Source organism: Streptomyces cavernicola (genome assembly GCF_029968035.1).
Lineage (GTDB): Bacteria > Actinomycetota > Actinomycetes > Streptomycetales > Streptomycetaceae > Streptomyces > Streptomyces cavernicola.
On record NZ_JASCIQ010000011.1, the window covers coordinates 95352 to 107580 of the forward strand.

Below are 12229 nucleotides of genomic sequence, written 5' to 3' on the forward strand. Positions count from 1 at the left end.
GAGGTGAGGACCATGACGAACGGAAACGGGAACGGTGTGCTGAACGGTGCTGTGATCGCGGTCGCTGGAGCGGCCGGACCCGCGGGGCGGGCCACCCTGCTGCGCCTGGCCGAGGCGGGTGCCACGGTCGTCGCCTCGGACGCGGACGCGACCCGCCTGGCGGAGGCCGTGGACGCGGCGAGGTATGCGCACGGCGGCGCCACCGTCACCGGGGACACGGTCGACCTGCTCGACCTGGACGCCACCCGTGACTGGGTCGCCCGTACGGAGAAGGAGTTCGGGCGGATCGACGGCCTGGTGCACCTGGTCGGCGGCTGGCGCGGCAGCGCCACCTTCGCCGAGACCGACCTGGCGGACTGGGACGTCCTGGAGAACCTTCTGATCCGGACCGTCCAGCACACCTCGCTCGCCTTCGAGGAGGGCCTGAACCGCAGCGACCGCGGGCGGTACGTCCTGATCAGCGCCGCCGGCGCGAGCAAGCCCACCGCCGGCAACGCCGCGTACGCCGCGTCCAAGGCGGCCGCCGAGGCCTGGACGCTCGCCCTCGGCGACGCCTTCCGCAAGGCGGCCAAGACGGACGGTACCGAGCTGACCTCCGCAGCGGTCATCCTGGTGGTGAAGGCGCTGGTGCACGAGGCCATGCGAGCCGAGCGCCCCAACGCGAAGTTCGCGGGCTTCACCGACGTGACGGAGCTGGCCGAGGCCATCGCCAACGTGTGGGAGCGGCCCGCCGAGGAAGTGAACGGAACCCGCCAGTGGCTGACCGAGAAGCCGTGACCCCTCCAAACCCGCCGAGGACCGACGCACGACGCCATCACGACCCGGAGACACGAGGCTTCGCCAGCGACAACTACGCCGGGGCGCACCCGGAGATACTCGCGGCCCTCGCCCTCGCCAACGGCGGTCACCAGATCGCCTACGGGGAGGACGACTACACCGCGCATCTCCAGCAGGTGATCCGCGGCCACTTCGGCGCGACGGCGGAGGCGTTCCCGGTGTTCAACGGCACGGGCGCCAACGTCACGGCACTTCAGGCGCTCACCGACCGTTGGGGCGCGGTGATCTGCGCCGACACCGCGCACATCAACGTCGACGAGTGCGGCGCCCCCGAGCGCGTCGGCGGCCTCAAGCTCCTGACCGTGCCCACGCCGGACGGCAAGCTCACGCCTGAGCTGATCGACCGGGAGGCGTACGGCTGGGACGACGAGCACCGCGCGATGCCGCAGGTCGTCTCGATCACGCAGAACACCGAACTGGGCACCGTCTACACGCCCGAGGAGATCCGCGCGATCTGCGAGCACGCCCACGGGCTCGGCATGAAGGTGCACCTGGACGGCTCCCGCATCGCCAACGCGGCGGCCTCGCTCGACGTGCCGATGCGGACCTTCACCAACCGCGTCGGGGTCGACGTGCTCTCGCTCGGCGGCACCAAGAACGGCGCGCTGTTCGGCGAGGCGGTCGTCGTCCTGAACCCGGACGCGGTCCGCCACATGAAGCATCTGCGGAAGCTGTCCATGCAGCTGGCGTCCAAGATGCGCTTCGTGTCGGTGCAGTTGGAGGCGCTGCTCGCCAAGGACCTGTGGCTGCGCAACGCCCGGCACGCCAACGAGATGGCCCAGCGCCTGGCCGAGGGCGTCCGCGCCGTCGACGGGGTGGAGATTCTGCACCCCGTGCAGGCCAACGCCGTCTTCGCGCGGCTCCCGCACGACGTGAGCGAGCGGCTGCAGCAGCGCTACCGCTTCTACTTCTGGGACGAGGCCGCGGGCGACGTGCGCTGGATGTGCTCCTTCGACACGAGCGCGGACGACGTGGACTCGTTCATTGCGGCGCTCAAGGAGGAGATGGCGGCGCGCTGAATTCCGCATACGTATGCGGCCGACCGTAAAAGTCATTGACTTGCGGTCGGCCGCTTCCGTACGTTCTGCGGCCATGGAACTCATCCAGCAGAACCCTCAACTCTCCGCGTATCTGGCCGATACCGAGGCCGTGAACCACAGTCACCCGTCGATCCGGCACGAGGCGGAGTGCCTTCAGGCGCAGACTGCGGACGCATATACATACGCCGAAGCGGCGTACGCCTTCGTGCGGGACGCCGTCCCGCACTCGCAGGACTCCGGTGACCTGCGGGTCACCTGGCGCGCCTCGGACGTACTCGAACTCGGCACCGGCATCTGCCACGCCAAGGCCCACCTCGCCGCCGCCCTGCTGCGCGCCGCCGGCATCCCGGCCGCCCTCTGCTACCAGCGCCTGACCCTGGGGGAGGGCCTCGAGGACGGGCACGCCCTGCACGGCCTGATCGCAGTGCACCTCGACGGCGCCTGGCACCGGCAGGACGTACGCGGCAACAAGCCGGGTGTGGACGCGCGGTTCTCGCTCTCCGGGGAGCGGCTGGCGTGGGTGCCGCGAGCGGAGTTCAACGAGGTGGACTATCCAGTACTCTATGATGAACCGCACTCGGTGGTCCTGGACGCGCTGAAGGCCGCCCCGGACCGCCCGACACTGTGGAAGTCACTCCCCGACGCACTGTGACCGCCCGACCGCCCGACCGCTTGACTTCGACCCAAGGCTCGGCATGACACTCGAACTGACCGTCGCGGACGAGGTCCGCACCCTCGCCCCCGGCTTCACCCACCTCGCGATCGAGGCCCACGGACTCGTCAACGGCCCCAGCACGGAGGCCAGTTCGGCCCTGCTCGACGAGGCCGGACGCCGCCTCGCGGAACGCCTCGACGGGCGCGCCCCGCACGAGGACCCGCACATGGCCGCCTGGCGCGCCGCGTACAGCGCGTTCGGCGCCAAGCCCTCGCGTACGCGCAACTCCGCCGAGGCCCTCGCCAAGCGCGCCTTCGCGGACGGCGGGCTGCCGCGCATCAACGTCCTGGTCGACGTCTACAACGCGATCAGCGTGGCCCATCTGATCCCCGTCGGCGGCGAGGACCTCGACCGCATCCAGGGCGACATGCGGCTCGTGCGCGCCACGGGCGAGGAGGAGTTCATGACGACGGCCGGGGGCGAGGCGACGGTCGAGCACCCCGATGCGGGGGAGGTCGTCTGGTGCGACGGGGCCGGGGTCACCTGCCGCCGCTGGAACTGGCGGCAGGGGCCGCGCACGCGCCTCACGGAGGAGTCTTCCAGCGCGCTGTTCCTGCTGGAGTCGCTGGCCCCCATGCCCCTCGCGGACCTGGACCGCGCGGGCGCCGAACTGGCCGAACTCATCGAGAAGTTCAGCCCGGGGGCCCGCGTCGACGTGAGGCCGGCGGCATGAGACTTTCCCCTCCCCGCCCCTTCCCGAAAAGTCCTGCCGGACGGGCCTCCTCAATCGCCGGAGGGGCTCATCTTTGAGCCCCTCCGGCGATTGAGGAGCGGGGTCTGGGGCGGAGTCCCAGTTCGGGAAGGGGCGGGGAGGGGAACAAGAAAAGCTGAGCGAACCCCTACTTCACCGGCTCAGGTGCCGTACCGCCGAGATGCGCCGGCACCCACCACGTGTCGTCCGGCCCCTTGGGCCGCACGGGATAGGCGCGCTGGCCCGCTTCGAGCAGCTCCTGCACCCGCCCCCGCAGCCGCCGGGTGATCGCCCCCGCGTACTGCTCGCGCGGCGCCTCCACCGCCTCGCCCACCCGGATCGTCACCGGGATGTGGCTGCGCTTGAAGTTCCGCGGCCGGCCCTTGGTCCACAGCCGCTGCGTGCCCCACAGCGCCACCGGGATCAGCGGAACCCCGGCCTCCTGCGCCATCCGTGCCGCACCCGACTTGAAGCTCTTCAGCGTGAACGAAGGCGAGATCGTCGCCTCCGGGAAGACCCCCACGATCTCCCCGGAGCGCAGCGACTCCAGCGCGTGCGCGTACGCCGCCTCGCCCTGGTTGCGGTCCACCGGGATGTGCTTCATGCCGCGCATCAGCGGACCGGACACCTTGTGGCGGAAGACCGAGTCCTTCGCCATGAACCGCACGAGCCGCTTCTGCGGCCGGGCCGCGAGCCCCGCGAAGATGAAGTCCATGTAGCTGATGTGGTTGCTCACCAGGACCGCGCCACCGGTGCGCGGAATGTTCTCCGCACCCTTCAGGTCGATCTTCAGGTCCAACGCTTTGAACAGCGTGAGCGCGGCACCGATGACCGGACGGTAGACGAGTTCTGCCATGGGGGGCGATCGACCCTTCTGTGCGCCTGGGACGGGTCTCCCCGGCGGGTAACTTACGGGCCCGTAGGTTTAGGGCGTTGCGCAGATCGTGCCCCATCGGCGGCCGAGTAGCCACCCCTCACGGCGGTGAGCAGGGAGATTCTCGTCACGTACGGGCACTCACGAGCGGTTCGTACGGGCTCGGATCCGGCCGCCCGTACCCCTCTTGAGGAGCAGAAACAGCTCGCAGCCGAGGCAGTACGCGAACGCCGCGTCGAGAACGCCGCAGTCGGCGAGGACCGTGTACACCGACGCCGTCGTTGATGCCGTCGTCGAGGTCCACGGTCGACAGGATCCCGTGCGAACCCGCCTCCGGGGAACGGGAATGTTTGCGGCTCGATCAACGCTGCAAGCGAAGATGGCCGGACTCATGGTGTGTGCGGCGGTGCTCCTCGCGGCGAGCGCCTTCGGCCTGCCGCACCGAAGCGGAGCGGGAGGCTCAAGGTGCGTGACGGCGAACGGGTGCTCGGGGAGCGGGAGTTGGGCGCCGCCCTCGGCGAGCGCGCCACGCTGGTGCAGTTCTCCAGCGCCTTCTGCCAGCCCTGCCGGGCCACGCGCCGCACGCTCATCGAGGTGGCCCGGCTCGTCCCCGGCGTCGCCCACATCGAGATCGACGCCGAGCAGCACCTCCCACTCGTGCGCGAGCTCGACATCCTGCGCACGCCCACCGTCCTCGTCCTCGACGCCCGCGGCCGCCTGGTCCGCCGCGCCGCCGGCCAGCCCCGCAAGGCCGACGTCCTGGCGGCGCTCGGCGAGGCGGTCTGAGCCCCGCCGTGCCCCGTGAGCCTGCTCCCATATCGCGGTACGCACTTGACTGCACGCCACACGCATCGTCAGCCTGACTCCATGCCGCAGGAAATCCTTCTTTACGAGCGGGTCCACCTGGACCTCGGCCGCCATGCGAGCGCGCGCTGTCCGGGGAACTGAGCAGCCACGGCCCTCGTTCACCACAGCAGAAGGACAACTCCATGACGGCCTCGCCCGACCTCCGTACGCCCCAGCTCGCCTCGCCCGACCTCCTGCGCTCGGCCTTCCGACAGCACGCGGCCGGCGTAGCGGTGATCACCGCCGGCGGCCCCGCGGGACCGGTGGGCTTCACCGCCACCTCGCTCAGCTCGGCCGCCGCCGAGCCGCCCCTCGTCTCGTTCGGCATCGGCACCGGCTCCTCCAGCTGGCCCGTGATCGCCGAGACCGAGTACGTCGGCGTCCACATACTCGGCGAGCATCAGCAGGATCTGGCCGCGACGTTCGCGCGCAGCGGAGCCGACCGGTTCGGCCCGGCCACGCGCTGGCACGAGGGCCCCGAGGGCGTCCCGGTCCTGGACGACGTACTGGCCTGGCTGGTCTGCCGGGTCGTGGCCCGGGTGCCCGCGGGCGACCACCGCCTCGTGCTCGGCCAGGTCGTCCTCGGCGACCCGGCCGGAGTCGGCCGCCCGCTCCTGTACCACCAGGGCCGTTTCACCGCGCTGCGGGACTGACCGTGCGGTCGGCCGGCGTTGGCAACGTCACAGTGCTGAGCGCTTGCTTAATGTGCAGGCTGTGGATGTACTAGCTAGTAACATTTCGTTCGGAGCGCGGGTCGCCCCGACCGGGATCCGCCTCTTCAGGCGCCTATGCTGCCTGCAACAAGGCAGCAGCCCAGAAATGACGATGCAGTAGGAGAGCCGGCGTGAGCTTGAGGATCGTTGTCTGTGTGAAGTACGTGCCCGACGCCACCGGCGACCGGCACTTCACCGATGACCTGACCGTCGACCGCGACGATGTCGACGGTCTGCTGTCGGAGCTCGACGAGTACGCGGTCGAGCAGGCCCTGCAGATTGCCGACGAGGCCGACGACGCGGAGATCACCGTCCTGACGGTCGGTCCCGAGGACGCCAAGGACGCGCTGCGCAAGGCGCTGTCCATGGGCGCCGACAAGGCCGTGCACGTCGAGGACGACGACCTGCACGGCACCGACGTCATGGGTACGTCCCTGGTGCTCGCCAAGGCCATCGAGAAGACCGGTTACGACCTGGTCATCGCCGGTATGGCGTCCACCGACGGCACCATGGGCGTGCTGCCGGCGATCCTCGCGGAGCGCCTCGGTGTCCCGCAGGTCACGCTGCTCTCCGAGGTCTCCGTCGAGGACGGCACCGTCAAGGGCCGCCGTGACGGCGACACCGCCTCCGAGCAGCTGGAGGCTTCGCTTCCGGCCGTCGTGTCCGTGACGGACCAGTCGGGCGAGGCCCGCTACCCGTCCTTCAAGGGCATCATGGCCGCCAAGAAGAAGCCGGTGGAGTCCCTGGACCTGGACGACCTGGACATCGAGGCCGAGGAAGTCGGTCTCGAGGGCGCCTGGACCAAGGTCGACGAGGCCGCCGAGCGTCCGGCCCGCACCGCGGGCACGATCGTCAAGGACGAGGGCGAGGGCGGCAAGCAGCTGGCCGCCTTCCTCGCGGAGCGCAAATTCGTGTGATGCAGCCTCGCGGGCCAGAAGTTCATCTGAGTCCGCTGAGTCCGTAAGCCCTCCCGTTTTCCTCGTACTTGCAGGAGAGAAGAAGTCCCATGGCTGAAGTTCTGGTCTACGTCGACCACGTGGACGGCGCCGTCCGCAAGCCCACCCTCGAACTCCTCACCCTGGCCCGTCGCCTGGGCGAGCCCGTCGCCGTCGCCCTGGGCAACGGCGCCGCCGACACCGCCGCCGCGCTCGCCGAGCACGGTGCGGTGAAGGTCCTCACCAACGACGCCGCCGAGTTCGCCGACTACCTCGTCGTGCCGAAGGTGGATGCCCTCCAGGCCGCGTACGAGGCTGTGCAGCCCGCCGCCGTCCTGGTGCCCTCGTCCGCCGAGGGCAAGGAGATCGCGGCCCGCCTCGCGGTCCGCATCAAGTCCGGCATCATCACCGACGCCGTCGACCTGGAGGCCGGTGCCGAGGGCCCGGTCGCGACGCAGTCCGCGTTCGCCGCGTCGTACACGACCAAGTCCCGCATCACGCAGGGCACTCCGGTCATCACGGTCAAGCCGAACTCGGCCGCCGTCGAGGCCGCCCCGGCCGCCGGCGCGGTCGAGGCCCTCGCCGTGTCCTTCTCGGACGCCGCCACCGGTACGAAGGTCACCGCGCGCACCCCGCGCGAGTCGACCGGCCGCCCGGAGCTGACCGAGGCCGCGATCGTGGTCTCCGGTGGCCGTGGCGTCAACGGTGCCGAGAACTTCGCGATCATCGAGGCCCTCGCCGACTCGCTCGGTGCGGCCGTCGGCGCCTCGCGTGCCGCGGTGGACGCGGGCTGGTACCCGCACTCGAACCAGGTCGGGCAGACCGGTAAGAGCGTGTCCCCGCAGCTGTACATCGCGTCCGGCATCTCCGGTGCGATCCAGCACCGCGCAGGTATGCAGACCTCGAAGACGATCGTGGCGATCAACAAGGACGCCGAGGCCCCGATCTTCGACCTGGTCGACTACGGCGTGGTCGGCGACCTCTTCGAGGTCGTCCCGCAGCTCACCGAAGAGGTCAACACCCGCAAGGGCTGAGCCTGTTCGCAACCGAAGGCCCCCGGGACCGCCCGGGGGCCTTCGGGCGTTTCCCGTACCCGTCGTCGGCGCCGATCGCCTGTCAGTGGCGGAGCGTAGATTGAACGAGACGGTGCGGCCGGGGGCCTGGGGGCGTCTCCCTGGAGAGCCGCTGTGCGCGAGACAGAAGCGAACGGATGGGACCGGAGTGACGAACGATGCAGGTCCAGGGAGAAAGGGGGTGTTGACCAGGTGGAAGGTACACAGATAACTTCGCTATACGGATTGTTGATTCCGTGAAGCGGAAAAACGTGACGTGGAGGGTGTAAGGATGGGTCAGCAAGAGCAGGTGGCGACGAGCCTCGCGGGTGCGGTCAGCGAGGGCATCAGCGCCTCCCTCGCCCCGGTGGACGCCGAGTTGGAGCGCCGTTACCCCGGAGACCCAGGCACCCGCCAGCCGGTCCACACCGTGTACGTGCCGGGTGAGGTTTTCGACGCGGACACCGTCCGCAGCTGGGGCGACCGGGCGCTCGCCGCGCTCGACGAGCACGCCCCGGACGCCACGACCTTCGCCAAGGCCGTCGGCCTGAGCGACGAACTGGCCGAGCCGGTCTACACGCGCGTGCGCGCCAAGCTGGAGCGCGAGCCGATCGAAGACCTCCGCGTGGACTTCGAGGACGGCTACAAGGGCAAGGACGAGGACCACGACGCCGCCCGCGCCGCCCGCATCATCGCCGAGGCCTACGAGAACGGCACCGCCGCTCCGTACATGGGCATCCGCATGAAGTGCATGGAGTCCCCGGTCCGCGACCGCGGCATCCGCACGCTCGACGTCTTCCTCACCGGCCTGATGGAGGCGGGCGGCCTGCCCGAGGGACTCGTCCTGACCCTGCCGAAGGTGACGTACACCGAGCAGGTCACCGCCATGGTCCGGCTCGTCGAGGAGTTCGAGAAGGCCCGCGGCCTGGAGGCCGGCCGGATCGGCTTCGAGATCCAGATCGAGACCAGCCAGTCCATCCTCGCCGCCGACGGCACCGCCAACGTCGCCCGCATGATCGACGCCGCCGAGGGCCGCGCCACCGGCCTGCACTACGGCACGTTCGACTACAGCGCCTGCCTCGGCGTCTCCGCCGCGTACCAGGCCAGCGACCACCCGGCCGCCGACCACGCCAAGGCGATCATGCAGGTCGCCGCCGCCGGCACCGGCGTCCGCGTCTCCGACGGCTCCACCAACGTCCTGCCGGTCGGCTCCACGGCCCACGTCCACGAGGCCTGGAAGCTGCACTACGGCCTGACCCGGCGCGCCCTGGCCCGTGCGTACTACCAGGGCTGGGACATGCACCCGGCGCACATCCCCACCCGGTACGCCGCCGTGTTCGCCTTCTACCGCGAGGGCTTCGAGGCCGCCGCCAAGCGCCTCGCCGCCTACGCGAACCAGGTCGACGGCGACGTGATGGACGAGCCCGCCACCGCCAAGGCGCTCAGCGGCTACCTGCTGCGCGGCCTCGACTGCGGCGCCCTCGACATCGCCGAGGTCGCCCGCCTCACCGGCCTCACCCGAGCCGACCTCGAGGGCTTCTCCTCGCCGCGCCGCGCGGCCCTCACGGCCTCGGCCCAGTAACGACGGCACCTGGCGCCACCGCCGCCCCTTAGTCTGTACGCGTCTGGCTTGAGGCATACGGAGGAACGGGGCAGCGGTGGCTTCGGGGGAGAACCAACAGGGTGACGGCGTCGGCCGCCTGCTCGCGGGGCGGTACCGCGTCCAGGAACAGCTCGGCCGCGGCGGCATGGGCGTCGTCTGGCGCGCCGTCGACGAGGTCCTCGGCCGCCCCGTCGCCGTCAAGGAGCTGCGCACCTTCACCGACGCGGCCGCCGCCGAGCTGTCCGCGCTGCGCACCCGGATGCAGCGCGAGGCCAGAGCCGCCGCCCGGGTCCGGCACACCGGCGTCATCGCCGTGCACGACGTCGCGGAGATCGACGGCCGCCCGCTGATCGTCATGGAGCTGGTCGACGGCCCGTCCCTCGACGACGTCCTGCGCGAGCGCGGCACGCTCCCGCCGCGCGAGGCCGCCGCGATCGGCGCCAAGGTCATGGAGGCCCTCGCCGCCGCCCACCAGGCCGGAGTCCTGCACCGCGACGTCAAGCCCGGCAACATCCTCCTCGAGGGATGGGGGTCCCGCCCAGGTAGTCCAGGCTCTGGGGGAGGCCGCGTCGTCCTCACCGACTTCGGCATCGCCATGGTCGACGACCCGGGTGACGGCAACTCCACCAACCTCACCCGCAGCGGCGAACTCGTCGGCTCCCTGGACTACTTGGCGCCCGAGCGCGCCCAGGGCCACGAGCCGGGCCCCGCATCCGACATCTGGGCCCTCGGCGCGACGCTCTACGGCACGGTCGAGGGCAACGCCCCCTTCCGTCGTACGTCGACGTGGTCGACGCTCACCGCCATCGTCAGTGAACCGCTGCCCGCCCCCGTCCAGGCCGGCCCTCTCGCGCCGGTCCTGCAGCAGCTCATGGCGAAGGACCCGCAGGCCCGCCCCGACGCCGAGACGGCCCGCCGACTCCTCCTCGCCGTCGCCGAGTCGGAGCGGGACGACGACACGACGGTGCTGCGGCCGGGCGCGCGCCCCGCGTCCACGCCCACGCCGGGTGCGGTCCCGCCCGTGCACGGTGCTCCCACGGTCGGCTCGGGCGGCTTCCCGGCCACGCCCCCGCCCGGCGGCCCGTACGCCGGGGGCGGCCTGGACACCCCGAACGGCTCGGACACCCCGCTGGTCACTCCGGTCCCCGGCGCCCCGGGGCCGCGCAAGCGCCGCCGGACGCTGATCGTCGCCGCGGCCGTCCTCGCGGTGCTCGCGGCGGGCGGCGGTGGGTACGCGTGGCTGGCCGGCGGTGACGGGCGGCGCGTCGAGGCGGGCGGCACCGCTTCGCCGAGCGCACCCGAGTCCCCCTCGCAGGAGGCGAGCCCGACCGGCTCGGGCAAGCCGAAGCCGACCGAGCAGGGCGACAAGTCGCCGTCCCCGTCCGAGAGTTCACCCGACGGCTCGGCAGGCGAGCCGGGCGAGGACGCCACGAAGCCCGCGGGTGACGGCGGGGTCACGGGCGGCGGTTCGACCGACGGCGGTACGACGGGCGGCGGTTCGGGCGGCACGTCCGGCGGGGACGGCGGCGACTCGGGCGGTTCCGGCACGTCCGGCTCCGGCACGTCCGGCTCCTCGGGCGGCGGCGCGGAACCGGACCCGGTCTGCCACCCCGCGGGCGGCGGCAAGTACGACTGCACGGTCTGGCGCACGGCCGATTCGTACACGGCGTCCGGCGCCAAGGTCGGCGTCCTCAACGCCGGCACCAACTATTTCTACTGCCAGCAGAACCTGGGCCGCCGCGAGACGTACCAGGGCTGGACCAACGTCTGGTGGGCCAAGACCGACGACGACAGCGGCAACACCAACGTGTTCATCAGCGACGTCTACATCAAGGGCGGCGAGGACGACAAGCCGCTGCCGGGCTTGCCGATCTGCTGAGGCGGTCCCCGCCGACCAGCGGATCGGCGATCAGCTGATCACCAACCAGCTGATCGCCGAGCGCCGTCCGCCGGTACAGCACTTGCCGGCCGTGCCGGGCGCGGGTGACCAGGCCCGTCGCGAACAGCACCCGCAGATGCTGCGACACCGCGCTCGGCGTGACCCGGAAACGCCGCGCGACCTCCACCGTGGCCAGCGGCTCCTCGAGGAGTACGAGCAGCCGCGCCCGTGTCGCCCCGAGCAGATCGGTCAGCGCTCCCGGAGGCGGACCCGGCGGCGCGTCCGCCCACAGCGTCCCCACCCCACGGCTGGGATACGCGAGCACCGGCGCGACCTCCGACGTGACCGGCGGCGCCGGCTTGTGTGCGAACACCGACGGCACGAGCAGCAGCCCCCGCCCCGCCCCTCGCGTGCGGAAGCCGTCGCCGACCAGCTGGTGGATCTCAAGGACGCCGTCCCGCCACCGCAGATCCGGATGCATGTCGGCGAACATCAACCGCATTCCGCCGGTGGCCAGTTGACGCGCCCGGTACGTCATGTCGGCCTCAAGGACAAGCCGGATCTGCGGCCACCAGGGCGCGATCGCCACCTCCCAGTAGCCCTCCAGAGCGCGACAGACCGCATCCGTGAGCGCGCGGACCGCCGCGTCGTCGCCGCCCCCGGCCGCCTCCGCCGACGCCGCCCGCAGCGGCTCCGGCAGCGGTTGGGGGGCGTGCGCGTCGCGCAGACCGCGGCGTACGGCATCGGGCGGAGTGTCCCGTACGGCGGCCAGTTCCTCGGGGAACGAAGCGAAGTGGGTGACCGGGCGCGGGGTCAGGAAATCCGGCAGCGTGCGCTGCCTGGCGACCAGCGAAAGCAGCAACTCCACGTCCAGGGCCGCCAGTTGCCCGACCACCGCCCTGCGCCACGGCAGATGCAGCGCCGACAGACCGGGATCCCGCAGCACCCGCAGGCTGAGCACGGTCTCGGACAACGGCGACAGCGCGAACCGGGTGTCCGCCACATCCCCGGCCCCCAGCACAAAGCTGCTGATCATTGAGCCAT

The 12229-nt window shown here is 71.4% G+C and carries 12 protein-coding genes and 1 pseudogene; 10 read left to right on the plus strand and 3 right to left on the minus strand.

Going from position 1 to position 12229, the window contains the following annotated elements:
- The first annotated feature begins 12 nt into the window (after positions 1-12).
- The 4 genes from QIS96_RS12750 to QIS96_RS12765 all read left to right on the plus strand — a co-directional run bounded on the left by QIS96_RS12750 (position 13) and on the right by QIS96_RS12765 (position 3265).
- Positions 13-777, plus strand: a complete 765-nt coding sequence (locus QIS96_RS12750) for an SDR family NAD(P)-dependent oxidoreductase (RefSeq protein ID WP_282542630.1) — start codon at positions 13-15, stop codon at positions 775-777.
- On the plus strand, positions 774-1856 hold the full coding sequence (locus tag QIS96_RS12755; protein ID WP_282542631.1) for a threonine aldolase family protein: 1083 nt from the start codon (positions 774-776) through the stop codon (positions 1854-1856). Before QIS96_RS12750 ends, QIS96_RS12755 begins: the two co-directional genes overlap by 4 nt.
- Before the next feature lie 73 nt (positions 1857-1929).
- Positions 1930-2529, plus strand: a complete 600-nt coding sequence (locus QIS96_RS12760; RefSeq protein ID WP_282542632.1) for a transglutaminase domain-containing protein — start codon at positions 1930-1932, stop codon at positions 2527-2529.
- A gap of 43 nt (positions 2530-2572) precedes the next feature.
- Positions 2573-3265, plus strand: a complete 693-nt coding sequence (locus QIS96_RS12765; RefSeq protein WP_282542633.1) for a B3/B4 domain-containing protein — start codon at positions 2573-2575, stop codon at positions 3263-3265.
- 166 nt (positions 3266-3431) lie between these two features.
- Here the strand turns inward: QIS96_RS12765 and QIS96_RS12770 are convergent, their stop codons facing one another.
- The gene (locus tag QIS96_RS12770; protein ID WP_282542634.1) at positions 3432-4139 is read right to left on the minus strand and encodes a lysophospholipid acyltransferase family protein; all 708 of its coding nucleotides are present in this window, start codon (positions 4137-4139) and stop codon (positions 3432-3434) included.
- A 159-nt stretch (positions 4140-4298) separates the two neighbouring features.
- The gene (locus tag QIS96_RS12775; RefSeq protein WP_282542635.1) at positions 4299-4427 is read right to left on the minus strand and encodes a hypothetical protein; all 129 of its coding nucleotides are present in this window, start codon (positions 4425-4427) and stop codon (positions 4299-4301) included.
- A gap of 109 nt (positions 4428-4536) precedes the next feature.
- On the opposite strand from QIS96_RS12775, the pseudogene QIS96_RS12780 reads away from it, so the two are divergent.
- The 6 genes and pseudogenes from QIS96_RS12780 to QIS96_RS12805 all read left to right on the plus strand — a co-directional run bounded on the left by QIS96_RS12780 (position 4537) and on the right by QIS96_RS12805 (position 11185).
- Positions 4537-4943: pseudogene (locus QIS96_RS12780) on the plus strand (TlpA family protein disulfide reductase).
- Between the two features lie 203 nt (positions 4944-5146).
- Entirely contained in the window at positions 5147-5656 is a 510-nt protein-coding gene (locus tag QIS96_RS12785; protein WP_282542636.1) for a flavin reductase family protein, read from the plus strand.
- A gap of 191 nt (positions 5657-5847) precedes the next feature.
- The gene (locus QIS96_RS12790; protein WP_282542637.1) at positions 5848-6633 is read left to right on the plus strand and encodes an electron transfer flavoprotein subunit beta/FixA family protein; all 786 of its coding nucleotides are present in this window, start codon (positions 5848-5850) and stop codon (positions 6631-6633) included.
- 89 nt (positions 6634-6722) lie between these two features.
- The gene (locus QIS96_RS12795) at positions 6723-7685 is read left to right on the plus strand and encodes an electron transfer flavoprotein subunit alpha/FixB family protein (RefSeq protein WP_282542638.1); all 963 of its coding nucleotides are present in this window, start codon (positions 6723-6725) and stop codon (positions 7683-7685) included.
- Between the two features lie 310 nt (positions 7686-7995).
- The gene (locus QIS96_RS12800) at positions 7996-9285 is read left to right on the plus strand and encodes a DUF6986 family protein (protein WP_282542639.1); all 1290 of its coding nucleotides are present in this window, start codon (positions 7996-7998) and stop codon (positions 9283-9285) included.
- Between the two features lie 76 nt (positions 9286-9361).
- Positions 9362-11185: a serine/threonine-protein kinase gene (locus QIS96_RS12805; RefSeq protein WP_282542640.1), complete on the plus strand. Its 1824-nt coding sequence runs from the start codon at positions 9362-9364 to the stop codon at positions 11183-11185.
- On the opposite strand, the gene QIS96_RS12810 is transcribed toward QIS96_RS12805, so the two are convergent.
- Positions 11136-12218: an ArsR/SmtB family transcription factor gene (locus QIS96_RS12810; protein WP_282542716.1), complete on the minus strand. Its 1083-nt coding sequence runs from the start codon at positions 12216-12218 to the stop codon at positions 11136-11138. The two genes, QIS96_RS12805 and QIS96_RS12810, sit on opposite strands and share 50 nt — an antisense overlap.
- Positions 12219-12229 lie beyond the last annotated feature (11 nt).